We start from the raw sequence: 24,451 nt of genomic DNA on the forward strand, positions 1-24,451 counted from the left end.
CTCTTTGAAAAAGTTAATTTTGATTCTTCAGATTTTTATTTTTGGTACGCTAGTTTTCACTAATTCATTGTTGTTTCAAAACAAAGCTTATTTTTTTTCCAACAAATGGATTGATGAAAAAACTTTAAAAGATATTGGATTTAAATATGTTAAAAATGAAAAAATCTTTATGGTATTTAATGATGATCTTTTTATTGGAAAAGATGGTACATTTACCATAAATTTTGATGTTGAGTATAAAAATGCTTATAAAATTGAAAATAATGAACTTTATTTAAATATTAACTTCTTAAAAGAATATCTAAATCTTTCGGTTATTAAAGAGGGCAATATCTATATATATTATGATACTTTACCATTACTAAAAAGTGTCGAATTTAAAGATAATAATCTAACATTTTTCTTTTCTAAAGAAATAACAAAAGAATTTATTAATTTATCGGTTGACAACAGAGATTTGACAATAGAATTAAAACCAATTAAAGGTAATCCTGTGATAATAGGTAATGTTAGTTTTCAAAAAAATGAAAATTCATTCTTATTTTTCATTTTAAACAATAGGTTAAAACCTGTACCAATTATTTCTTTTCAAAAAAATATTGTCAAAATTGTTCTTAATTTTACCGAAGAAGATAGAAAAACTTTAAAGGATGGGCTCGAATGGGAAAGGAAAATTGAAGTTTTTAATGAAAAAAAATATTTAGTAAATTATCTACACATAGATCCAAAAAAAGTAGAAATTCTTCCAATTATTTCAAGTAATGGAATAGGCACCAGAGAAGACTTGCGAGAAATGCTCAAAAAAAATAATTGCATTGCAGGTATAAATGCAAACTATTTTGATCCATCTACTAATATACCAATTGACTTAGTTATAAAAGATGGTAAACTTTTATCGGACAAATATGGGTTAAGACCTGTATTTATAGTAACATATTCAAATGAAGTATTTATAAAAAGAATTAACCTAGAGGTAAATATTTATCTTGATGATTTGCTTTTTCTCGTAAAGGGTGTAAATACAAATGCAAAAGGTGAAGTTTTGCTATATACAGATGAATATGCATTAAAAGTTCCTAAAGATGATGATAAAAATTATTTTGTAATATCCAATAATCAAATAATTTCAAAAGAATACGTTGAAAAAGTCCCAAAAGATTCAATGGTTCTTTTAATTACAAAAAAGTACGATAAATATCTTAAAAATATAGAAGTGGGATCAAAGGTGAATTTAACACTTAATTCTGATTTTCCATTCCCTATTAAACATGCAATAGGTGCCGGTCCTTTGCTAATTGAAAATGGAAAAAAATTAATAGACAGTGATGAAGAAAAATTGAGATACGGTAATGGTCTCGCATTATCAAAGACTAGTAGAACTATTATTGCAATTACAAAAGAAGGTAAAGTTGATTTTATTGTAATTGAAGGATATAATGATTCACCTGGAATGAATTATGATATAGCAACAGAATTTTTACTTGAAAAAGGATATTTTTATGCTATGATGCTAGATGGTGGTGGATCAAGTGCTATGGTAATACAGGACGAAGTTGTAAATCAAGATGGTACTATTCAACGTGGTATACCAGTTGGATTGGGCGTAAAATAAAAAATTTGGAGGTGCCTGTTGTGGATTTAAGAACTTTTATCAGAGATATTCCTGATTTTCCAGAAAAGGGGATTATATTTAGAGATATTACACCGTTACTCAAAGATAAAGGGGCTTTTAAACATGCTATTGATATGCTTGCTGAAAAATTATCCGAAATCGATTTTGACTTAATAGTTGCCCCAGAAGCTCGCGGATTTATTTTTGGTGGTGCGTTATCTTACAAATTAAATAAGGGGTTTATTCCTGTAAGAAAACCTGGAAAATTACCATATGAAGTAATATCAGAAAAATATACCCTTGAATATGGAGAAGCAGAACTTCAAATGCACGTTGATAGCATAAATAAAGGACAGAAAGTTATAATCTTCGACGATGTTCTTGCAACAGGTGGAACAGCAAAAGCGTTAAAAAAACTTGTTGAAAAAGCAGGTGGAGAATTAGTTGCAATGTCATTTTTAATTGAACTTAGTTATCTCAACCCCAGAAATATATTAAAAGATGAAAATATTATATCATTAATAATCCTTTAAATAAAATTGTTAAAATAAAGGGGTGTGTATAATGCTTAAATTTGACTTTACAAATTTATTTAGCAATAAAGTTCCAAATAATATTACACTTAATGAAGTAAAATCATACGAAAATAAAATAAATCAAATCATAAAGGAAATTGATACTAACCGCCCTGGATTTGTTGAAACTATTTTTTCAAGAAAATGGATAGATTCTGTTTTAGATTTAAAAGATACTATTTTTCAGTTTGATAATTTAGTAGTTCTTGGTATTGGAGGTTCAGCCTTAGGAAATATTGCTCTTCAAAATACATTGAAACCACTTAACTGGAACTTTCTTTCTAAAGATGAAAGAAACAGAAAGTTAAGAATTTTTGTTATAGATAATGTTGATCCAGATTTTGTTGCTTCCATTTTAGATACAATCGATATAAGAAAAACATTGTTTAATGTCATTTCAAAATCTGGGAGTACAGCTGAAGCAATGTCAAACTATCTAATTGCTCGTGGAATTATCGAATCATATGGTCTCGATCCAAAAAAACATCTTATCTTTACTACCGATCCAGAAAAAGGGGTTTTAAGAAAAATTGCTAATGAAGAAAACATAAAAACTTTAGAAATACCACAAAATGTTGGTGGTCGCTTCAGTGTTTTAACACCAGTTGGCCTTTTATCAGCATACGCAGCAGGTATAAACATAGAAGCTTTGTACGATGGGGCAAAAATTGCTTATTCAAGGTTCTTAAAACCACTATTTGAAAATCCTGCAGCTTTAATAGCAATAACTCACTATTTATATTACAATAAAGGAAGAAATATCTCCGTTATGATGGCTTACTCAAATAGACTCTATTACCTTGCTGATTGGTATAGGCAGCTATGGGCAGAAAGCCTTGGAAAAAAGCTAGATAAAGATGGAAATATAGTTAATGTAGGACAAACACCAGTTAAAGCACTTGGCGCTGTTGATCAGCATTCACAGGTTCAATTATATAATGAAGGTCCAGATGATAAAATCATTACTTTCTTAAAAACTGAAAAATTCAATAGGGATATTAAAATACCAAATGTTCATGATGAAGAAGCTCTTTCCTATTTACAAGGAAAACACCTATCTGAATTATTAAATAACGAACAGCTTGGAACTGAAAGCGCTATTTTGGAACATGGTAAGCCCTCATTAAAAATAACATTCCCTGCTATTGATGAAGTACATGTTGGCGAATTTTTTATGCATTATGAACTTGCAACTGCAATTGCTGGTGAATTGTTTAATATAAATCCTTACAATCAACCTGGTGTTGAACTTGGTAAAAAGATAACTTATGCCCTGATGGGAAGACCAGGTTATAATGAATATAAAATAAACATTGAGAAAAAAAGGATTGAATTGTAATGAATTATATTGAAGTTTTATCAAACATTTTTTCTCCAATAAACATTTACGAATCAGATGACTTTATTACTATCGTAATTGAAAATGGTGAAAATCTTGAAGAAAAAATAAAAAAAACTCCTAAAAACATGTTACCAGAAAAAACTCTTAGAATTATTACCAAAGAAGAGTTAGAAAATAATGCAATTAAAGATTTAGGAGTGAAGCTAATTTGAAATTAATATTATGCGTTACTGGCAAAATTGGAACAGGAAAATCAACTGTATCGAAATTTTTTAAAGAAAAAGGATTTAAGTATATAAATATGGATGAGCTTGGGAAAATTGCCTTTGAACATGAAAAAGACAAAATCTTAGAAGATTTTAATACATTAGATAGAAGCAAAATTAGAGATATCGTATTTCAAGATCAAAAAATGCTCAAAAAATTAGAACAAATTTTACATCCAAAAATGTTAGAAATTCTTGAAAAAATGACTGCCAAAGAAAATTTCTATGTAATTGAAGCAGCTATAAAAAGAAGATTAAAAATAAAATGTGATTTTACGATTACAGTAAAATGTAGTTTAGATACAATTTTTAAAAGAGTTTCTGAAAGAAGACTTTCTCAAAAAGCTATAGAAAACATATTAAAAAACCAAGTGGACATACTTGATGAGGGAATTATTATAAACAATGACGGATCAATCAAAGAACTTTACGAAAAGCTTGAAAAAATCTATACTTTTATTATGAGAAGTGCCTCTTTTTAAAAGAGGCACTTTTTTAATTATTTTTCATCTTTTTTAAAAATTTTTGTTTATACATAAGCTTATCTGCATATTCAACCGCTTCTAAAATGTCATTAAACCCTTCTGGAATTATGGAAACGCCCCATGAAAACTTCGTTCTGATCAAACTTTCCAATCTATTAATTACACTCTTTGCATCTATAGTATTTAAAAACAATACAAACTCGTCACCACCCCATCTAATTATAAAATCACCTTTTCTTATTAACTCTTTAACAACTAAAACAAACTCTCTTAGCAATTTATCACCTGCAAAATGTCCAAGTTTATCATTCGTTTCTTTTAAACCATCAATATCTATAAACACGATACTTGCTTTTTTGTTGCTTCTTTTAATCTCGTAAAATTTTTTTTGTAAAATTTCTATTCCAGCTTTTCTTGTTAAAGCACCTGTTAATTCATCATATAATGAATTTCCTTTCACCTGCTCAAATTTTATTACATTTCTATAATGAATTTCCGCAATAGCCAAAATATATTTTAAAAGTCTTTCTTCAAACTGACTAATTTTATTAAAATATAATCTAAAAATTATATTATTAAGTTTGTAATCTTTATTTTTACCATTAGTTGTTCCAAACGATGCTATTAACTTATTATCAAAAATCTCTACACCATTTACTGCTGGTATAATATTAAACAAAGTTCTAGCCATTTTGTAAAAAAATTCTTCTTTTTCTATGGTTCCAATTATATCAATGACAGAAATTGAAAATAATGGAAATAATGCTTTCTCCTTCAAAGTTTCACTTGCTTCAAATATAATATCTGAAATTTTTCCCATACTCTCACCTTATTATACAATTTTTTAATTATTTTCATCTATATTATCGTTCAAAAAGATTTATTCTTTAATTTTTCTCTGATATTAAATAATTCATCTCTTAATCTTGCCGCATCCTCATACCTTAGCTCTGATGCTGCCTTATACATTTCTTCTTCAAGCAATGCAATATACTCTTCAATTGATAGAGATTCTTTTAATTCAAATATTGTTTTAATTTCTTCTTTTTCCTCATCTTCATCTGTCATAAACTGCTTAAATATTTCTTCATCAAGTGGTTTAATTATAGTTTTTGGAGTAATACCATGCTTCTTGTTATACTCAATCTGAATTTTCCTTCTTCTATTTGTTTCATCAATTGCCTTTTTCATAGCCGGTGTTATTTTATCAGCATACATTATTACTTTACCATTTATATTTCTTGCAACCCTTCCAATAATCTGTATTAATGTAGTTTCACTTCTCAAAAATCCCTCAGTATCACTATCCAATATTGCAACCAATGAAACTTCTGGTAAATCCAATCCTTCTCTTAACAAATTTACACCAACAACTACTTCAACATCTCCTCTTCTAAGTTTTTTTAATACTTCAACACGTTCTATCGTATCAAGCTCAGAATGAATATACAAAGCTTTAATACCCATTTCTATTAAATATTCTGCTAATTTTTCAGCAGTCTTTTTAGTAAGAACAGTAATTAATGCGCGTTCATTTCTTTTTCTTATTTTAGAAATTTCATTAACAAGATCATCTATTTGATTTTGAGTAGGTCTTACCTCAACTTCAGGATCAACAAGTCCTGTCGGCCTTATTATTTGTTCTACAACTTGCTGAGAATTATTAATTTCAAAATCTCCTGGTGTTGCTGAAACAAAAATAACATTTTTAACCTTATTCCAAAATTCCTCAAATTTCAGTGGTCTATTATCATAAGCGCATGGAAGTCTAAAACCATAATCTACCAAGTTTTTCTTTCTTGAAAAATCTCCTCTATACATTGCTCTAAGTTGGGGAATAGTTATATGCGACTCATCTATAAATACAAGATAATCATCTCCAAAATAATCTAAAAGACTGTATGGTGGGTCTCCAGGATTTCTACCATCAAAATGTCTTGAATAATTTTCTATCCCTGAACAATATCCAAGTGCTATAAGAAGTTCAATATCATTCATTGTTCTTTGCTTCAATCTTTCAGCCTCTAAATACTTTCCTTGCTTTTTAAAATATTCTAACTGTTCTTCTAATTCTTTTAAAATTGACTTGACTGCCCTTTGGATTTTTTCTTCTGTCGTAATAAATTCTTTTGTAGGATAGATAACTACCCTGTCAAGCTTTTCTATAATTTTTCGGTTCAATGGATCAAAAGTATAGATCGAGTCTATTTCATCACCAAAAAGCTCAATTCTTATTCCTTCATCTTGATATCTAGGATATATTTCTATGACATCGCCTTTAACTCTAAAAGTTCCTCCAAGTGCAACTTCTTCTTTCCTTTCATAACCAATTCTTGCTAAATGTGTTAAAAATCTTTCTAAATCAATCTCTTGTCCTACAGATAAAACAAAATTTAAATCACTAAAATCTTTAGGATCTCCACAATTGTATATTGCTGAAACACTTGCTACAACAATAACATCTTTCCTAGTCATAATTGACTTTATTGCACTGATTCTCATTTTTTCAATTACTTCATTAATATCAGCATTTTTTTCAATATATAAATCTCTAGTTGGAATATATGCCTCCGGTTGATAATAATCGTAGTAACTTACAAAAAATTCAACTTTATTCTCTGGAAAAAAAGATTTAAATTCAGAGTATAATTGAGCAGCTAGAGTTTTATTGGGTGAAATTATAAGAGTTGGTTTGCCAACATTCTCAATAACCTTGGCCATTGTAAATGTCTTTCCACTTCCTGTAACACCTAATAAAGTTTGTATGCTATATCCTTTTTTTAAACCTTCAACTAATTTTTTAATTGCTTGAGGTTGATCTCCTGACGGTGAAAAATCCGAATAGACCTTAAACATCATCAATCCTCCTCGGTCTTACATAAATTGTTCTATAATTACTGTACAGTACAAGGCCAGGTTTTAAACCTTTAGTTTTTCTAACATATTTTACCTTTGTATAGTCAACTGGAACCTTTCCTGAATTTTTACCCTTACTATACCCAGCTGCAAGCTCCGCAGCAAATCTTATAACTTCTTCGTTTATAACCTTTCCATTGTTTTTTAATATAACATGTGATCCAGGCATTTCATGAACATGAAACCATAAATCTTCATCATTTGCCTTACGAACAAGTTCATCATTTTGTTTGTTATTTTTCCCAATATATATTACAAACCCATTATGCTCTACTTTTCTTGGCTCTGATTTGATAACTTTTTTACTTCTACCTTTCTTCTCTTTTATTAGCCCCATATTTTGCATTTCAAACTTTATCTCTTCTATTTCTTCTTCATTTTCAGCATCTTCAATTGTGTACCAAATTTGATATAGATAGTCTAATTCATCTTCTAATACTTTCTTTCTTTCCAGAAGACCTTTCAACTTATTTTTCATTTTATTGTATTTTTTAAAGTAATGATTTGCATTTTCAAGTGGTTCTTTATTATAATCTAGAGGAACCTCGATATTTTCGTCATTTTCCCAATCATACAAAACTACGCTATTCAACTTTTCATCAATTTGATAAAAATAAGCCTTTAAAAGTTCTCCATATTTTTTATACAAATCGTAATTTTTATTTTTTTCAATTTCAATATTAATCTTATCTAATGTATTTTCCAACTTGCTTATATATTTTACCAATACATCTTCCAAAGTCTTTTTCTTTTGATAAATTAAACTCTTTTTTTCATTCCAACTAAAAAACAAATTAATTGCTTCGTCAGGTTTTGAGAATTTTCTAAATTTTTCAGCTAAATGATTTAAAGAAAATGCAGAAATTTCAAATGGTTTATTATTTTCAAAATAAACATACATATAATTCTCACTAAATTCCTGAATAATTTCCTTCAAAATTTTTTCTAATTTATCATCCCATTTAATAACTTCATCTTCATTTATACCTGCTCTATACAACAATTCCCTAGCAGTTACTTTAGAAAATCCCTGAATATTTTTGAAAACAAATTCTAAAGCCTTTTTGCTTTCATTAATAGTTTTAAGCTTTTTAATTTGATTTACATCAAGCGGATTAATTTTATTTGAACTGAAAATTTTAAATTGTTCTCCTGGAAAAATGTTTCTAAATCTATTTTTTATTCGTTTATATGCATCCAAAATTATCCCATTTTCTACTAAAATTATATTTGAATGTCTTCCCATTATGTCAACATAAATTTCATAATTATGTTTATTTCCAACATCATCAACTTTATAAACTTCAAACTTATAAGTCCTTTCCAATCCAATTTGCTCAATATTTTTTATCATACCACCTCTAACTTTACTTCTTAAATACTCAACAAAATAATGACTTTTAGTCTTTAAAGGTAAATTTCTTTTTTCAAAAGTTATATAAGAATAACTTGGATTAAGAGAAATTTTTAAATCAAAATTTTGAAAACTAAAATAGATTATCTTATTAAAGATATAAAAATTTCTAATATGAGCATTAAGCAAATATGGTTTTGAATATTCTAAAAATTGCCTCATAACAAACCCATCGTATGGCATTTTATCTACCTCCTATACCTAAGTATAACATAAAAAATGCGGCCCATAATGGGCCGCAAGAAATTAATTACTTTTTAATTATTCTTTTCCCTCAAACCAGTATGCGTAATAATCATCACCTGGTCTCATTGCATTTGGATACCAACCTTTGAGCCATTTTCTGTGAACCCTAACTCCAACAGGTTGATAAAGAGGTACACTAATTGCATATTTTACAACAAATTTTTGAATTTGTGCATACAACTCTGCTCTCTTTGCAGCATCTGTTTCTGCTGAAGCTTGCTCGATTAAATCATCCAAGCTCTTTCCACCAAGTTCTTCCATAGGTGTACTTACAAATTCTCTGAATTTTGCTCCTTGCCTTGAGCTATAATCACCTTTTGAATCATAATATGTAAATATGAAGTTATCTGGGTCTGGGAAGTCTGCAAGCCATCCAAGTATGAATATTGGAAGTTCTCCACGTTTTGTTGCGTCTAAGAATGTTGGCCATTGCAAACCAACAACATCAACTTTAATCTTTGGTGATAACATTTCAAGATACATTTTTACCATTTCTGCTGTTCTTTGTCTTGCTTCATTTCCTAAGTTATATGCAACTGAGAATTTGAATCCTTTTTTCCATGCTTCTCCGTTCCATGCTTGCATTAATTCTTGTCTTGCTTTAAAGAGATTGAAATCATACAATGGAAGTGAAGGATCGAATCCAAGAAGACCTTCTGGTAATGCTGTTGGAACTCTCTTAGCAAAACCTTTTAATACTTCACTTATAAGTGCATCATAGTTGATAACATGTGCAATTGCTTTTCTTGCATGAACATCGCTGAAGAAATCCAATGGAATTCCATTTCCATCAAGTTTTCCACTACCTACGTATTTGCTTCCTTCTCTAATTGACCAGTTAAAACCAAGAACTGTAACTGATAATGTCGGTATACCTTCAATTATTTCAAGATCTGGATTTCCTCTTACTTGATCAAGATATTGTGTTGGAATATATGCAATATCAGCATCGCCTTTTTCTAGCATTGCTTTTCTAGTTGAAAATTCATCAATACCCCATATAATTACTCTCTTAATCTTTGCTGGTTCTCTCCAATAATTTTCATTTGCTTCAAGTATTACCTTTTGTTGTGCTCTATCCCATTCTACAAATTTGTATGGTCCTGTTCCCATTGCCGTTTGATAAATTGGAGAATCTTCTTTTGACATTACGTGCTCTTTCCACCATGTAGTTGGTTGACCATCCCAAAGCCCTTTTTCTATACACCATTCTTTATCAAGAATTGCTCCCCAGTGAGCACTTTGAGCAATTACATTCAAAAATGGACCATATGGTCTTCTAAGATGGATTATAACATTGTCTCCATCTACTTCTATTGCTTTATCTACTACATCATAAACTTTCTTAAATACTTCTTCAGCCTCTGGAAGTGGATTTCCATTTTCATCGAATAATTCGTTCCATTTTTTACCGGAAACTTCATAAACCATATCTTCAACATCCCACATTCCAAAGATGGAATACCAAAGCATCCATACTGGTCCACCTGCTGGACTATAAAGAAGTGCTCTTTGGAAACTGTATTCAACATCTTCAGGAGTTAAATCATTTCCATTATGGAATTTAACTCCTTTTCTAATTGGAAATACGTATGTCTTTCCACCGTCTCTTATAAGTCCGTTTTCAACTGTTGGAACTTCTGTCGCAAGCCTTGGTTCAAATTCGTTCAAACTGGAACCTTTATATTGTATAAGGTTCTCATATACCTGATACAAAACTTCTCCACTAGCTGTGTCATATGCAAGATGTGGATCAAGAGTATCTGGCTCACCAATAGTTGCATCTACCAAAGTGTTTGGATCGGCAGCAAATAATACTACCGCAAATACTACCATCAAAAATGCTAAAAGTTTTTTCACAAAAATCCCCCCTCTTCTGGAGTAGTGTAATGGTTCATAATTATTATACCACATATTTTACAAAAAAATCAACTCTTTTACATTTTATAAAAATATACATTAAATATTATAGCTGTTTAATAAAAAATTTAGCACTTGGAATGTATATTCTTAACCTTGTCCAAGGAGTAATAATTTCCTTATAATTATTGTAAAATTCCAATTTATCATTTTTAATTATATTACAAATTAAACTTCCAATTGGATCAAAACAATTTTCAACTATTTCAACTTCTTTATTTTTGAACATTACATTATTTGGGGCTAATTCCCCAAAATTTTTATAAGTATACTTATAGCTTCCAAGTTTAAACATTGCCTCTTCAAATAAAGTTGTTTTTTTATCTATTAAAAATGACATTATCATGTATAAACTACTTAAGTCAATTGGAATATCATATGCATATCTAAAATCTAAAGTTATATGTTTAATGTTATTATTTTTTGCGATATTTTCAAATTCTTCAAAAATTTCCGAAAATTTATCTCCTAAAAAATTAAAGGAGAAAATCGTTATATTAGCAAAATCATTTGATTTGTTTTCTACCAAAACTGGATCTTTTCTTATAAACTTTTCATAAGGAATCGTTTCAACAATTGTTTTTTTACTCTTTCCTAAAAATTTATACTCAACCTCAATTCTCTTTTTCTTTAAAAATTCTCCTAAAAATGGGAAAATATATCTTGAAAAAAATTGTTTGTTCTCATTAATAACATATTTTTCTGAATAAAAATCCGATAAGTATTCAATCAAATCCCTGTTATTAATTTTACTAACCACTGCACCTTCTTCAATATCACATGAAGAATTAATAACCACAAATTCTCCATCAACAAACCTAATTTCAAATGGTAGAACATAGTTAGATTTATTAGATTCAGGTAATAGCACATACACTCCAGGATACTTTGAAAATTCTTTAACTAGTATCTTATAAAACTCGTATTTATTCATCCATCTATTAATTTTTATATCTTTAAAATTAATTACTCTCTCATCATCAATATAATGTAATTTAAGTTTGGAATTAATAAACACAATTTCTTTGTTCAAAGTTTTTGGAAAAAATTTTTGATATTTAAAAACATAAGGAGAAATAATTATAAAAAACATAACGGTCAAAACAAAAAATAGCGTAAAATTAATAAATTTCTTAACCATTTTTCAATTCGCCCCCTATAAAAAATATACACCAAATTCTTGATTTTAAAAAATTTTTATGGTATTATTTTTTTGCATGGGTGCGTAGCTCAGTGGGAGAGCGCTTCCTTCACACGGAAGAGGCCGCAGGTTCAATCCCTGCCGCACCCACCAAAAAATAAATCAAGGGCCTTAAAGGCCCTATTTTTGTGGTAAAATATTTAAAGAGGTGTAAAACATGGAAAAATACTTAATTTATATTTTAGGTACATTGCTTTCAACAATTGGATTAATCTTTTTAAGTTTTTACATAGCTATTTTCTTTTTTTCACCTGTAATAGAAAATATTTTTTCTATCGATATGAATATTTCATCAGCATTGCTAATAATAGCAATATCTTTTACACTCAATGGTTTTTTTATAGGTTTCTATTCAATTTCCAAAGATTCATGGGAATATGCTAATTTGTGGATAATAATTTCTTTTTTACTATCATTTATATCATTTTTATTTCAACTATACAAATTAGCATCGCTGGGACCAACTTGGTTAGGTTTAGAATTTTTTGGAATTAACGGTAATAAAATTGAGGCTATGTACATTTGTATGATGCTTTTCCTAATAAATCTTGCTATATTAGTTATTTGCGGAATACTTGTTTTCAGAAAATTTAGAGGTGAAGAATGAAAGTTTTAGGAGTTGTAGTTGAATATAATCCTTTCCATAATGGCCATCTCCATCATTTAAAATCTGCAAAAAAGCTAGTTAACCCTGATTTTACAATTGCGGTTATGAGTGGGAATTTTTGCCAAAGAGGAGAACCTGCTATAGTTAACAAATTTGCAAGAGCTAAAATGGCTCTTTTAAATGGTATCGATGTAGTATTTGAACTTCCAACTATTTATTCATTACAAGATGCCGGAGGCTTTGCTATTGGCTCAGTTGGCCTAATGCATAAACTTGGTCTTGTTACAGATATTGTATTTGGAAGTGAAAGTGCTGATATTTCCTTTCTTGAAAAGATATCCAAAATCTTATATGAAAATTCAAAAGAGTTTGATTACCTAATAAAAAGAGAACTAAAAAAAGGTTTATCATATCCAAATGCAAGGAAATTTGCACTTCAAAAATTTTTGAAAACTGATTTAGATACTATTAAAAAGCTAGAAAACTCAAATGATATTCTAGGAATCGAATACATCAAAGCGATTTTAAAATATAACAGCAGCATTAAGTATCATGTTATTAAACGTGTTGGTGCAAAATACAATGAGCAAAATTTATCAGGAAAATTTTCTTCAGCTACTGCAATTAGAAATGCTATAAAGTCTGCAAAAAGTATTAAAGAATATGTTCCCGAAAGTACTTATTTAATTTTAAAAGATGAATTCAAAAAAGGGAGAGGTCCAGTCTTTTTGGAAAATTTAGAACAATTTATACTTTCTGAATTTAGATTAAAGACAAGAGAAAATTTAGAAAACATATATGGTTTTAGTGAAGGTTTAGACAAAAGATTTATTGATAGCGCAAATATTTCAACCAATCTTAAAGAATTCATTGAAAATATAAAAGCAAAAAGATTTACATTCTCAAGAATAAGAAGGTTGATATTCCATGCAATCTTCAATTTTGAAAAAAACTATATGGAATTTTCAAATAAACTAGGACCTCAATATGTAAGAGTTCTTGGATTTACAAAAAAAGGTCAAGAATTTTTATCATATGCAAAGAAAAAATCTAAAATCCCAATCATCACAAATCCTTCACTCAAAAATAAAATACTAAAAGATGTTTTAAAAAACAGTGAAAGAAAATGGGATTTTAACATAAGCTTATATAATTGGCAGTTTGAAAAAGATATACTTGCAAGTAATATCTATACTTTATTTTATCCTAACTCTTCTCAAAGAAAATCTGGTATAGATTTTAGAAAGCCAATAATAATTGAGGGATAATATGAATAAAATTTTAATAGTTCCATCTGAAAAAGATTGCAATATCAAAGGATATTTCTATATTCCCTCCTATGATATTTTCCCATATGAAAATCTTGAAAATTCATGGTTTGTAAGATCAAAAAGAATATACTCTTTATATCTTGCCCTTAATAATAATCTAAATGGGGTAGCTACGTTGTATTCTGTAACAAGATTCGTAATGCCTCCCGCAATTTTAAAAAAATATGTCATTGAATTAAAAGTTGGTGATATATTTGAATCACCTGAAGAATTATTTTCAAAGCTTGGATATGAAAGAGTATATAATGTTACCGAAGGGGGTCAATTTTCAATACGTGGAGATATAATAGATTTTTATGGACCTAACGAAGTACCAACTCGTATTGAATTGTTTGACAATTTAATTGAAGATATTAGACATTTTGATCCTTCTACTCAAAAAAGTGTTAGAAAAATTGAAAAAGCCCTTATACTTCCAGCAAGAGAATATATTGAACCAGTTATTCATGAAACAATGATCGGTGATAAATATAACGGAACTTTTTTAGATTACAATATCGAATTTCAAATTTTTAATAAACCTAAAGTAATAGAAAGTTTTTCAAAAAAAGAAAGAGAAATAAGACAACTAATTATAGATCCCAAACTTAGACAAAATTACATAAGATATTCAGGAATAGACTTTAAAGAAATAATAAAAATTGCAAATGAAATTGATTTAAAAACAGACATACAAAAATTAAAAATCGATAAAAAAAAGAAGGAGAAAATTAATAGCCTTCCTGTATTATCTGAAGATGAATTTAATATTGGGGACATTGTAGTACACAAAGAATATGGAATTGCTAAATTTGTAGGGACTACCAAAATTACTCAAAAAGATCTAGAAAGAGAATTCTTAATTTTACAATTTAACGATTCTAAGCTTTTCGTACCTACTGACAGATTAGATTTGGTACAAAAATACATAGGAACAAATGAAAATGTAGCTCTGGATAATCTAAAGAAAAACAATTGGTCTAAAAGAGTTAAAAAGGCAAAATCACAAATTGAAAAAATTGTAAAAGAAATACTCAGAATAAATGCACTTAGAAAAAATACTAAGGGAATTTCTTTACTTGGTGATAGCGAACTTGAAAAAGAATTTGCTAAGACATTCCCTCACATTGAAACTCAAGACCAATTAAAAGCAATCGAGGAAGTCTCAGAAGACCTTTCTTCTGAAAAAAACATGGATAGATTACTCGCAGGAGATGCAGGATATGGCAAAACAGAAGTTGCAATGCGAGCTGCTTTTAAAGCCGCAATTTCCGGAAAACAGGTAGCTGTTTTAGTACCAACAACAGTACTTGCACGTCAACACTATGAGAACTTCAAAAAAAGGTTTGAACCATTTGGAATAAATGTTGAATTATATGATAGTTCTCTTACAAAAAAACAAAAAGATGAAGTAAAACAAAAAATTGAAACAGGGATTACTGATGTAGTCATTGGAACACACGGCTTATTAAAATCTATAAAATTTTCTGATCTTGGACTTTTAATAATAGATGAAGAACAAAAATTTGGAGTTCAACAAAAAGAAGCTTTAAAAAAATTAAGGATAAATATTAATATACTTTCGATGAGTGCAACTCCTATTCCAAGAACTTTACACATGGCACTAAGTGGTATAAAAGACATGTCTGTTATTAAAACACCGCCTTTTGGAAGAAAAAACATACAGGTTTATGTAAATACTTACGATGAAAAAATAATCAGACAAGCTATAATGAGAGAAATTAATAGAGGTGGTCAGGTTTTATATGTACATAATAGAGTTAATGATATAGAAGATGTAGCTAAAAAGTTAAAAGAAATAGTTCCAGAAGTATCTATAGATATAGCAAACGGTCAAATGCCAAAAAAGAAAATGGAAAAAGTAATCGAAGAATTTTATCATGGAAAATTAGATGTTCTTGTGGCAACATCAATTATCGAGAATGGTGTAGATATTCCTAATGCAAATACACTAATTGTAGATGACGCACATAGATATGGGCTTGCTCAGCTTTATCAATTAAGAGGTAGAGTTGGTCGTTCAGATAAAAGAGCTTTTGCATATTTCTTCCATCCTTCAAAAATAAATAAAGTAGCCAAAGAACGATTAAAAGCAATTAAAGAAATTATGGGACCAGGTAGTGGTTTTCAAATAGCATTAAAAGATATGGAAATTAGGGGAATCGGAAATATTCTTGGACTTGAACAGCATGGATTTATAAATGATATTGGTTTTCACTATTACTTTGAAATACTAGAAGAAGTACTTAACAAAGAATACGGAAAAATAACCAACGAAATTAAAACAGAAATAATTGGTATAAAAGGTTCAATTATAATACCAGAAGAGTATATTGCAAATCCAATAGAAAGACTTAGAATTTATCGTAGGATATCTTCATTCGAAAATGAACAAATGATTTTTGATCTAATTGATGAATTAAATGATCGTTTTGGAAAAGTTCCACAAAGTGTACTAAACTTACTAAAGTATGCAAAAATGCGCATAATTGCTTCTAAATTATCTATTAATAAAATCGAACTACATGAAGATAACATAGTAGTTTATACCGCCAAAAAAATTAGTTTTAGCCTACCAAATATTTACAATGAAAAAGAGCAGGCATATATTATCTATTCAACAGAAGAAGAATTTATAAATGAAATTGAAAAATTATCAAAATCATAAATTATAAACTTTTATGGTATAATTGATTTAAATCTAATAAATGGAGGTGAATGCTATGCCAGAATTTTCCAATCCATTTTCATCATTAAAAAATGATAGAAAACTTTCACATGAAGAGTTAGTTAGAGCTATTAGATACATGATTGCAGCAGAATATGAAGCAATTCAGTTATACACTCAACTTGCTGAATCAACAGATAACCAACTTGCAAAAGAAGTTTTATATGACATTGCAAATGAAGAAAAAGTGCATGCTGGCGAATTTTTAAGACTTCTAAAAGAATTATCTCCAGATGAAGAACAATTCTATTTGGAGGGTGCTAAAGAAGTTGAAGAAGAAATAAAAAAATTAAAAGAGAAAAAATAAAGGGTATCCCACGTCTAACCTTGGGATATCCTTTTTCTCATTGAATTTATACTATCAATAATTGCACTTGCTCTTTTCTCACCAATACCTTCAACTTCCTTTAAAGCCGAAAAATCTGCATTACTCAAAGAGAATACATTTCCAAACGCCTTTACCACATTGTGAGTAATTGCCATTGGAATTTTTGCAACGTTTCTTAACAATCTATAACCTCTAGATTGAACATGATAATCATTTAATTGGTTTATGTTAGCTATATCTTCATATCCCAAAAGTCTGGCAGTTGAAATAGGTTTTCTTTCTTTGTACCCTTTTAAGACTTCAAGAATTTGCATTGCTTCCTCCTCTTCATCAATATCTTCTTTAGAATAATCAAGAATTAAATTTTTCAAGATGTCCTCCAATTCAACTATTATTTCTAATAATTGCATTGAAGCAAGCCTTCCTTCCACACCAAGTTCAATGACATACGGTTCAACTTCTTCTTTTATCTTCAAAATTTCAATCCCTTTGTTGATAATTTCTACAACATCAATTAGATTAACCCTATTTTCAATCTCTAAAACATCCAAATTTAAAATCATCTTATCAAAATTCTGTCTATACTTTTCTAATGTATTTAAAGCTTGATTAACCCGTGTAATTAAAAAATTAATATCGTTAATAATATATTTATAACTTCCATAGTAAAGACTAATAACATTTCTCCTTTTTGAAACTGCTATTGCAAGCTCCCCAAGTTGTTTGGCAACTCTTTCCGCTGTTCTATGCCTGGTTCCTGTTTCACTAGTTGGTATACTTGGGTCTGGGACAAGATGTACATTTGCTGCTAAGATCTTAGTTACATTATCATCAATTATTATCGCTCCATCCATTTTTGCAAGTTCATATAACTTTTCTGGTAAAAAGGGAATTTCTAATTTAAATCCCGCTTGAAAAATATCCGAATATTTTTCATATTTCTCCTCTGAAATAAAAACAATTAGTGCTCCAAAATTTGCTAATACTATGTCATCAAGTGCCTTCCTTAATTTTGTTCCTGGAGCAAGAAGTTTTATTTTTGAAATTAATTCCTGTGGAATACTCAATTTATTAACCCCCATTTAACATTTTCTTATCTAAAAAATATTATATCATATCAATAAACGAAAAAAAGGCCCCAATTTATATAATTGGGGCCTTAAAAATTTACTTATTAATCTTCACATTATTTTTTCACCATATTCAAAAAATATTCGTGAATTCTTGTATCTTCAGTCAATTCTGGATGAAATGATGCTACAAGAACATTATTCTGTCTTAATAGCACTGGACTATCCATATAAGTTGCTAAAACTTCAACGTTCTCATCGTAATCTACTACCTTAGGCGCACGTATAAAAATTGCATTAAATGGTTTTTCAAATCCTTTTACCTCAATCTGTTCTTCAAAACTATCAACTTGTCTACCATATGCGTTTCTTTCCACCTTAATATCAATTACCCCTAGAGAGTCTTGAGGAAAGTTTACAACTTCTTTTGAAAGTAAAATCATTCCAGCACATGTTCCAAATACCGGAAATCCTTCTTTAATTTTTTGTTTAAGTTTTTCATATAAGTTAACCATTTTCATAATTCTAATCATTGTAGTTGATTCACCGCCAGGAATAACTAAACCATTAACTTCATCTAACTCTTCAGGTTTTCTTACTACCTTAACATCTATTCCAAGTTTTTCAAGCATAACTTTATGTTCTCTAAAATCTCCTTGGATCCCAGAAACACCTATTTTCAACTTTTACCAACCCCTCTCTTGGAGTTTTACATCAAGTTCTTCTATCTCTAAACCTTCCATTGGCTGTCCAATATCTCCAGAAATTTTTAACAACATTTCTGGATCATTCCAATACGTAACAGCCATAACAATTGCTTTTGCCATTTTTGCTGGATCTTTCGATTTAAATATTCCACTTCCAACAAAAACTCCATCAGCACCAAGCATCATCATTAATGCCGCATCTGCTGGAGTTGCAACACCACCTGCAGCAAAATTAACAACAGGAAGTCTTCCTAATTCTTTAACTTTTGCTACTAAATTTACGGGAGCACCAATATTTTTAGCAAAGGTAACCAATTCTTCATCAGGCATATTTTGAACCATTCTTATCTCGTCCATCACAGTTCTCATATGCTTTACAGCTTCAACAACGTTTCCTGTACCTGCTTCTCCCTTCGTTCTTATCATCGCAGCACCTTCGGCGATTCTTCTTAATGCTTCTCCCAAATTCCTTGCTCCACAAACAAATGGAACTTTAAAATCCCATTTGTTTATATGATACTTATCATCTGCAGGAGTTAAAACTTCAGATTCATCAATAAAGTCTACTCCTAAAGCTTCTAATATCCTTGCTTCTGCAATATGACCAATCCTAACTTTAGCCATAACAGGAATAGAAACAGCTTCCATAATCTCTTTAATTTTACTAATGCTAGCCATTCTTGCAACGCCACCAGCTTTTCTAATATCTGCTGGAACCCTTTCAAGTGCCATAACTGCAACTGCACCAGCTTCTTCTGCTATTTTTGCTTGCTCTGCAGTTGTGACATCCATTATTACTCCACCTTTAAACATTTCAGCAAAACCTTCTTTTACCATCCATGTTCCCTTTTGTGTCATTTAAAACACCTCCATATAATTAAATTATTATTGTCTCAGTATATTCACCAAATACTTCTCTTAAAGCATTACTTATTTCACCAACAGTAGCATAAGCTTTAACGGCTTCTAAAATATATGGCATTAAGTTTTCATCACTCGATGCGGCCTTTTTTACATTATTTAAAACCTTTTTAACCTTTTCATTGTCTCTTTTTTCTTTTAATTTCTTTAATTTTTGTTTTTGCTTTTCTTCTAATTCTGGATCAACCTTTAACACTTCTTTTTGAGAAAGATCCTCTTCAATTTGGAATTTATTTACACCTACGATTATATCCTCTCCATTTTCAATTGCAAGTTGCGCTTTATATGCACTTTCATGTATTTCTTTTTGTATATAACCCATTTCAATTGCTTTTACCATTCCACCCATCTGGTCAATCTTTTCAATATATTCCATTGCTTTTTTCTCGATCTCATTAGTCATTGTTTCAATTGCATAAGAACCTGCAAATGGATCAATTGTATCTGCAACCCCAGATTCGTATGCAATTATTTGTTGAGTTCTAAGTGCTATTCTAACAGATTCTTCAGTTGGAAGTCCTAATGCTTCATCGTAACTATTTGTATGTAGAGATTGAGTACCACCTAAAACTGCAGCTAAAGCTTGAATTGTAACCCTTACAATATTATTCATTGGCTGTTGAGCTGTTAACGTCGAACCACCTGTTTGAGTATGGAATCTCAAAAGCATTGCTTTAGGATTTGTAACGTTAAATCTTTCCTTCATTATTTTTGCCCAAAGTCTTCTTGCTGCTCTAAACTTTGCAATTTCTTCTAAGAAGTTATTGTGTGCAGCAAAGAAGAAAGATAGCCTTTGGCCAAAAACATTTGGATCTAATCCTGCCTTTATTGCGGCTTCTACATAAGCTATAGCATCTGCTAAAGTAAATGCAACTTCCTGAACTGCAGTTGAACCTGCTTCCCTTATATGATATCCACTAATGCTTATTGGATTCCATTTTGGCATGTTTTTAGAACAGAAATCAAAAATATCAGTAATAATTCTCATTGAAGGTTGTGGTGGGAATATATAAGTTCCTCTTGCAATATATTCTTTTAATATGTCATTTTGTATAGTACCTGAAAGTTTTTCCATTGGCACACCTTGCTTTTCAGCTACTGCAATATACATAGCAAGTAAAATTGCTGCGGTACTATTAATTGTCATTGAAGTACTAACCTTATCCAATGGAATTCCATCGAAAAGAACTTCCATATCTTCAAGAGAATCTATTGCAACACCAACTTTTCCAACTTCACCTTCTGCCATTGGATCATCAGAATCGTATCCAATTTGCGTTGGAAGATCAAATGCAACCGAAAGTCCCATTTGCCCTTGTTCTAAAAGGTATTTATATCTCTTATTTGATTCTTCAGCAGTTCCAAAACCTGCATATTGCCTCATTGTCCAAAATCTTGCACGATACATTGTCGGTTGAACACCACGCGTATATGGAAACATTCCTGGAAAACCCAAATCTTTTTCATAATCAAGATCTGCAATATCTAATGGGGTATACAATCTTTTAATTTCATATCCTGATGTAGAAGTAAATTTTTCCTTTCTTTCTGGGAACCTTTGTACAGCCTTCTCAACGTTTTGTTGATACTTTTCCATTCCCAGCTTTATCTTCTCCAATTTTTCTTTTTCAAACATCACTTAACCCCCTCATTGCTTATTATTTCTAACATTATTATCTTACATCTTTCTCAATCTGTCTATAACTATTCAAATACTTATTCCTAAGCATAATCGCGTCCTCTTCACTAAGCGTTGAAAATTTACCAATATTCAAAGCATATAAATATATTTCAGCTGTTTTTTCACAAACTAAACTTGCAGTCAAAGCTTCTTTAATATCTACACCTACGGTAATAAGTCCATGATTCTTAAGCAAAACAGCATTATTATTTCCAAGTGCTTTTACAACATTTATGGCTAAATCTTCGGTACCAGCAAGTGCATATTCGGCTACCAATATTTTAGAGCCTAATATCATAACAGAATCTTCTATCAATGGAGGAATATGATCTGCAACCAATGAAACTGTTGTTGAAAAAATGGGGTGCGTATGAACAATTGCATTAACATCTTCGCGAGTTCTATATATTTCTAGATGAGTTGGAAGTTCTGATGAAGGATTTAAACCTTCGATATGATTTCCCTTTAAATCTACAACACTTACCATATCCTCAGTTAATATATCATAAGGAATACCAGAAGGGGTTATATATATTTTATCTTCATACCTTATAGATATATTACCCCATGTGCCTTTTACTAAACCATTTTCAACAATAAATTTCGAAGCTTCTAATATTTTCTTTTTCATCCTTTTCCTTTAAACCTCCCACCAGTATTATTTAGGCCATCAATACCTCCATAGCCTTTTAAAGCCTTCTCACCTAATTTTATATTCTTTGCTTGAACTCCAAGTTGTTCCATCATTTCTAAAATCTTATTTTTCCTTTGCTTATCTTTTTTTAATATCAATTTTGCAAGTTCTTTACTTATACCTTTTTTTAGAAGATTTTCTCTCTTTTCAAGAAGTTCATTTAGCAACTGAAAATTCTCTTCTTCAATAGCTTTATCAATCATTTCCTCAATCTTTATAATTTCTTCATCTGCCAATTTATTACCTCCCAATTTTCCTCAAGACTAGAGTAATATTCATTCATACTCATATTAAAAATAGGATCCACAAAATCTTTTGCAATTTCGTACATGGGAGCTATGAAAAAATCTCTATTTTTGAAATCATAATGAGGAACCTTAAGATTTTCATTTTCTACAACCAAGTTTCCATAAAATAATATATCAATGTCTATATTTCGCGGTCCCCACTTTATTTCTCGTTTTCTCTTCATTATCCTTTCTATTTCCATAATTGTATTTAATAATTCAAATGGAGATAAATCAGTGTCAACCTCTATTGCTATATTAAAAAAATCATCCTGCTCAAGATATCCATAAGGTTTTGTTATATATATACTTGAAACTCTTAAAATGTTTATTCCAAAATTTTCAATATATTCTAAGGCTTTCTTTAAATTTTCTTCTCTATTTCCTATATTACTACCAAGACCTAAAAATATCTTTCCTTTAACTTTCTCAAGAATTACCATGGAACTTGCAAACTTATCGTGAGAAAGTGTAATATGGCAAAAATTAAATCCTTTAAAATCTTTATGCATAACAAAATAAGGCCTCCCATTTTTGTTACTTAAAAAAGAAATATCTTTAAATGAATTGTTAGATACTCCAGTACCAATTGCTTTAAAAAATGATTCCTTTAGAGAAAAACGCCCAGCAAGATATTGGGCGTTTAATTTTTTGTTCTCTTTTTCTATATTTGTTAAAATTCTATCAACAAGTTTTAGATCAAATCTATTTATCTCTACAATATCATTTCCCAAACCTACAATCAAACAGGATAACCTCCCCCAAGTTCATCAACAAGCTGAAGATCAACTTTAATTTTTTCTTGATACTTATTATATAAATATTTTCTTCCTACTTCTCCAAGTAAAATATAAATTAATAACTCTTCATCAGTTTCTGCTAAAACCCCAATTTCTTTTCTTGCTCTTTCAACCTCAGGTTCAATTAAATCAGCTGGCCTACAATCTATTGGTTTCTCATCGCCGAGAATTTTTCTCTTGAGTTCTTCGTCAATTGGTGCAGGTGGTTTTCCATACATTCCTTTAACATAGTTTTTTACTTCATTAGTCACTTTCTTGTACCTTTCACCTGTTAGAACATTTAAAACTGCTTGAACACCTACAATTTGACTTGTAGGAGTTACAAGTGGTGGATAACCTAAATCTTTTCTTACTCTTGGAATTTCATTTAAAACATTTTCAAGTTTATTTAGCATTTTTTGTTCTGAGAGCTGTTTGACAAGATTTGAATACATACCACCAGGAACTTGTGAAACTAAAATTCTATAATCTATGCTTTTCATCATAACATCATAATCTTTATACTTTTCTCTAACTGCTTTAAAATGCTCAACTAAAACTGATATTTTCTTCCAATCTATATCAGGTAAATTTCTATATTCCCTTACAGCATAATACATTGCTTCAAACGGTGGTTGAGATGTTCCAAGAGCAAATGGAGATAGTGCCGTATCTAAATAATCTGCCCCCGCTTCAACCGCAGCTAGATAATTCAAATCACCGAGCCCTGCTGTACAATGAGTATGTACTTCAACCGGTACATTAAATCTCCTTTTTAACTCACTAACTAGTTCGAACGAAGATTTTGGAGTCAAAAGTCCTGCCATATCTTTAATACAAAGTGAATTAACGCCTTTTTCAACTAACTGTTGAGCATAACTAAGATAATACTCAAGTGTATGAACAGGACTAATTGTATAAGAAATCGCACCTTGAACATGTACACCATTGGCTAAAGCAATTTCAATACTTTTTTCCAAATTTCTAATATCATTCAATGCATCGAAAACCCTAATTTTGTCTACTCCATTCTCTATTGCTTTTTTGACGAACAATTCAACTACATCATCGGCATAATGCCTGTAACCTACAAGATTTTGACCTCTTAACAGCATTTGAGTCTTAGTTTTTTTCAAATGTGATTTGATAGTTTTTATTCTTTCCCATGGATCTTCATTTAAAAATCTTACACATACATCAAAAGTAGCCCCCCCCCAGACTTCCATCGCCTCAAATCCTAACTCATCCATGTCATTCAAGGCTGGGAGCATATCTTTAATACTCATTCTTGTCGCGATAAGTGATTGATGACCATCTCGTAAAGTCGTATCTACAAACATC

The 24,451-nt window shown here is 30.0% G+C and carries 22 protein-coding genes and 1 tRNA gene; 10 read left to right on the forward strand and 13 right to left on the reverse strand.

Annotated features, from left to right (window positions below; all coding sequences use genetic code 11):
• The first annotated feature begins 4 nt into the window (after positions 1-4).
• From HNP65_RS08220 to coaE, 5 genes are read left to right on the forward strand one after another with little or no spacing between them, the layout of a single operon-like run.
• Positions 5-1,612 carry a phosphodiester glycosidase family protein gene (locus tag HNP65_RS08220; protein WP_184619790.1) on the forward strand — a complete coding sequence of 536 codons (1,608 nt, stop codon included), beginning with the start codon at positions 5-7 and terminating at the stop codon, positions 1,610-1,612.
• A 20-nt stretch (positions 1,613-1,632) separates the two neighbouring features.
• Complete coding sequence (locus HNP65_RS08225) at positions 1,633-2,145, forward strand: adenine phosphoribosyltransferase (RefSeq protein WP_184619791.1); 513 nt, start codon at positions 1,633-1,635, stop codon at positions 2,143-2,145.
• Positions 2,146-2,176: 31 nt separating this feature from the next.
• The gene (locus HNP65_RS08230) at positions 2,177-3,526 is read left to right on the forward strand and encodes a glucose-6-phosphate isomerase (protein ID WP_184619792.1); all 1,350 of its coding nucleotides are present in this window, start codon (positions 2,177-2,179) and stop codon (positions 3,524-3,526) included.
• The gene (locus HNP65_RS08235) at positions 3,526-3,741 is read left to right on the forward strand and encodes a hypothetical protein (RefSeq protein ID WP_184619793.1); all 216 of its coding nucleotides are present in this window, start codon (positions 3,526-3,528) and stop codon (positions 3,739-3,741) included. Before HNP65_RS08230 ends, HNP65_RS08235 begins: the two co-directional genes overlap by 1 nt.
• Positions 3,738-4,277, forward strand: coding sequence for a dephospho-CoA kinase (gene coaE, locus HNP65_RS08240; protein ID WP_184619794.1), 540 nt, complete (start codon positions 3,738-3,740; stop codon positions 4,275-4,277). The genes HNP65_RS08235 and coaE overlap by 4 nt, the downstream gene beginning before the upstream one ends.
• A 13-nt stretch (positions 4,278-4,290) precedes the next feature.
• On the opposite strand, the gene HNP65_RS08245 is transcribed toward coaE, so the two are convergent.
• The 5 genes from HNP65_RS08245 to HNP65_RS08265 all read right to left on the reverse strand — a co-directional run bounded on the left by HNP65_RS08245 (position 4,291) and on the right by HNP65_RS08265 (position 11,917).
• The gene (locus HNP65_RS08245; protein WP_184619795.1) at positions 4,291-5,100 is read right to left on the reverse strand and encodes a GGDEF domain-containing protein; all 810 of its coding nucleotides are present in this window, start codon (positions 5,098-5,100) and stop codon (positions 4,291-4,293) included.
• Positions 5,101-5,150: 50 nt separating this feature from the next.
• The gene (gene uvrB, locus HNP65_RS08250) at positions 5,151-7,136 is read right to left on the reverse strand and encodes an excinuclease ABC subunit UvrB (protein WP_184619796.1); all 1,986 of its coding nucleotides are present in this window, start codon (positions 7,134-7,136) and stop codon (positions 5,151-5,153) included.
• Positions 7,129-8,793, reverse strand: coding sequence for an Rqc2 family fibronectin-binding protein (locus tag HNP65_RS08255; RefSeq protein ID WP_184619797.1), 1,665 nt, complete (start codon positions 8,791-8,793; stop codon positions 7,129-7,131). Before HNP65_RS08255 ends, uvrB begins: the two co-directional genes overlap by 8 nt.
• Positions 8,794-8,871: 78 nt before the next feature.
• Positions 8,872-10,716: an ABC transporter substrate-binding protein gene (locus HNP65_RS08260; protein WP_184619798.1), complete on the reverse strand. Its 1,845-nt coding sequence runs from the start codon at positions 10,714-10,716 to the stop codon at positions 8,872-8,874.
• Between the two features lie 106 nt (positions 10,717-10,822).
• The gene (locus HNP65_RS08265; RefSeq protein ID WP_184619799.1) at positions 10,823-11,917 is read right to left on the reverse strand and encodes a hypothetical protein; all 1,095 of its coding nucleotides are present in this window, start codon (positions 11,915-11,917) and stop codon (positions 10,823-10,825) included.
• Positions 11,918-11,995: 78 nt separating this feature from the next.
• Between HNP65_RS08265 and HNP65_RS08270 the strand changes: the two genes are divergently transcribed.
• From HNP65_RS08270 to HNP65_RS08290, 5 genes are all read left to right on the forward strand, one after another.
• Positions 11,996-12,070 (forward strand) — tRNA-Val (locus HNP65_RS08270).
• 64 nt (positions 12,071-12,134) lie between these two features.
• Positions 12,135-12,584 (forward strand): hypothetical protein, encoded by a 450-nt coding sequence (locus tag HNP65_RS08275; protein ID WP_126993893.1) that lies wholly within the window; start codon positions 12,135-12,137, stop codon positions 12,582-12,584.
• Entirely contained in the window at positions 12,581-13,852 is a 1,272-nt protein-coding gene (locus HNP65_RS08280) for a nucleotidyltransferase (protein ID WP_184619800.1), read from the forward strand. Before HNP65_RS08275 ends, HNP65_RS08280 begins: the two co-directional genes overlap by 4 nt.
• A gap of 1 nt (position 13,853) precedes the next feature.
• Entirely contained in the window at positions 13,854-16,583 is a 2,730-nt protein-coding gene (mfd, locus tag HNP65_RS08285; RefSeq protein ID WP_184619801.1) for a transcription-repair coupling factor, read from the forward strand.
• 55 nt (positions 16,584-16,638) lie between these two features.
• Positions 16,639-16,950 (forward strand): ferritin family protein, encoded by a 312-nt coding sequence (locus HNP65_RS08290; protein WP_114702400.1) that lies wholly within the window; start codon positions 16,639-16,641, stop codon positions 16,948-16,950.
• Positions 16,951-16,964: 14 nt separating this feature from the next.
• Here the strand turns inward: HNP65_RS08290 and disA are convergent, their stop codons facing one another.
• The 8 genes from disA to HNP65_RS08330 all read right to left on the reverse strand — a co-directional run bounded on the left by disA (position 16,965) and on the right by HNP65_RS08330 (position 24,450).
• Positions 16,965-18,053, reverse strand: a complete 1,089-nt coding sequence (gene disA, locus HNP65_RS08295; protein ID WP_184619802.1) for a DNA integrity scanning diadenylate cyclase DisA — start codon at positions 18,051-18,053, stop codon at positions 16,965-16,967.
• Positions 18,054-18,157: 104 nt separating this feature from the next.
• Positions 18,158-18,724, reverse strand: coding sequence for a pyridoxal 5'-phosphate synthase glutaminase subunit PdxT (gene pdxT / locus HNP65_RS08300; protein WP_184619803.1), 567 nt, complete (start codon positions 18,722-18,724; stop codon positions 18,158-18,160).
• 3 nt (positions 18,725-18,727) lie between these two features.
• A complete protein-coding gene (pdxS, locus tag HNP65_RS08305; RefSeq protein ID WP_184619804.1) occupies positions 18,728-19,606 on the reverse strand; it encodes a pyridoxal 5'-phosphate synthase lyase subunit PdxS in 879 nt (292 codons plus the stop codon).
• A gap of 19 nt (positions 19,607-19,625) precedes the next feature.
• Positions 19,626-21,305 carry an acyl-CoA mutase large subunit family protein gene (locus HNP65_RS08310; protein WP_184619805.1) on the reverse strand — a complete coding sequence of 560 codons (1,680 nt, stop codon included), beginning with the start codon at positions 21,303-21,305 and terminating at the stop codon, positions 19,626-19,628.
• A gap of 37 nt (positions 21,306-21,342) precedes the next feature.
• Complete coding sequence (locus tag HNP65_RS08315) at positions 21,343-21,981, reverse strand: class II aldolase/adducin family protein (RefSeq protein WP_184619806.1); 639 nt, start codon at positions 21,979-21,981, stop codon at positions 21,343-21,345.
• The gene (locus HNP65_RS08320) at positions 21,978-22,280 is read right to left on the reverse strand and encodes an RNA-binding protein (protein WP_126993906.1); all 303 of its coding nucleotides are present in this window, start codon (positions 22,278-22,280) and stop codon (positions 21,978-21,980) included. The genes HNP65_RS08315 and HNP65_RS08320 overlap by 4 nt, the downstream gene beginning before the upstream one ends.
• Positions 22,259-23,077, reverse strand: coding sequence for a 2-amino-4-hydroxy-6-hydroxymethyldihydropteridine diphosphokinase (gene folK, locus HNP65_RS08325; protein ID WP_184619807.1), 819 nt, complete (start codon positions 23,075-23,077; stop codon positions 22,259-22,261). Before folK ends, HNP65_RS08320 begins: the two co-directional genes overlap by 22 nt.
• Positions 23,074-24,450, reverse strand: coding sequence for a pyruvate carboxylase subunit B (locus HNP65_RS08330; RefSeq protein WP_184619808.1), 1,377 nt, complete (start codon positions 24,448-24,450; stop codon positions 23,074-23,076). The genes folK and HNP65_RS08330 overlap by 4 nt, the downstream gene beginning before the upstream one ends.
• Position 24,451: the final 1 nt, after the last annotated feature.

It is taken from the genome of Thermosipho japonicus, from assembly GCF_014201655.1.
Lineage (GTDB): Bacteria > Thermotogota > Thermotogae > Thermotogales > Fervidobacteriaceae > Thermosipho > Thermosipho japonicus.

Bases quoted from the DNA above. Each gene is read 5' to 3' on its own strand.
- HNP65_RS08230 (WP_184619792.1), top strand. From the start codon at position 2,177: ATGCTTAAATTTGACTTTACAAATTTATTTAGCAATAAAGTTCCAAAT.
- HNP65_RS08235 (WP_184619793.1), top strand. From the start codon at position 3,526: ATGAATTATATTGAAGTTTTATCAAACATTTTTTCTCCAATAAACATT.
- HNP65_RS08245 (WP_184619795.1), bottom strand. From the start codon at position 5,100: ATGGGAAAAATTTCAGATATTATATTTGAAGCAAGTGAAACTTTGAAG.
- uvrB (WP_184619796.1), bottom strand. From the start codon at position 7,136: ATGTTTAAGGTCTATTCGGATTTTTCACCGTCAGGAGATCAACCTCAA.
- HNP65_RS08255 (WP_184619797.1), bottom strand. From the start codon at position 8,793: ATGCCATACGATGGGTTTGTTATGAGGCAATTTTTAGAATATTCAAAA.
- HNP65_RS08265 (WP_184619799.1), bottom strand. From the start codon at position 11,917: ATGGTTAAGAAATTTATTAATTTTACGCTATTTTTTGTTTTGACCGTT.
- HNP65_RS08275 (WP_126993893.1), top strand. From the start codon at position 12,135: ATGGAAAAATACTTAATTTATATTTTAGGTACATTGCTTTCAACAATT.
- HNP65_RS08280 (WP_184619800.1), top strand. From the start codon at position 12,581: ATGAAAGTTTTAGGAGTTGTAGTTGAATATAATCCTTTCCATAATGGC.
- mfd (WP_184619801.1), top strand. From the start codon at position 13,854: ATGAATAAAATTTTAATAGTTCCATCTGAAAAAGATTGCAATATCAAA.
- HNP65_RS08290 (WP_114702400.1), top strand. From the start codon at position 16,639: ATGCCAGAATTTTCCAATCCATTTTCATCATTAAAAAATGATAGAAAA.
- disA (WP_184619802.1), bottom strand. From the start codon at position 18,053: ATGGGGGTTAATAAATTGAGTATTCCACAGGAATTAATTTCAAAAATA.
- pdxS (WP_184619804.1), bottom strand. From the start codon at position 19,606: ATGACACAAAAGGGAACATGGATGGTAAAAGAAGGTTTTGCTGAAATG.
- HNP65_RS08310 (WP_184619805.1), bottom strand. From the start codon at position 21,305: ATGTTTGAAAAAGAAAAATTGGAGAAGATAAAGCTGGGAATGGAAAAG.
- HNP65_RS08315 (WP_184619806.1), bottom strand. From the start codon at position 21,981: ATGAAAAAGAAAATATTAGAAGCTTCGAAATTTATTGTTGAAAATGGT.
- HNP65_RS08330 (WP_184619808.1), bottom strand. From the start codon at position 24,450: ATGTTTGTAGATACGACTTTACGAGATGGTCATCAATCACTTATCGCG.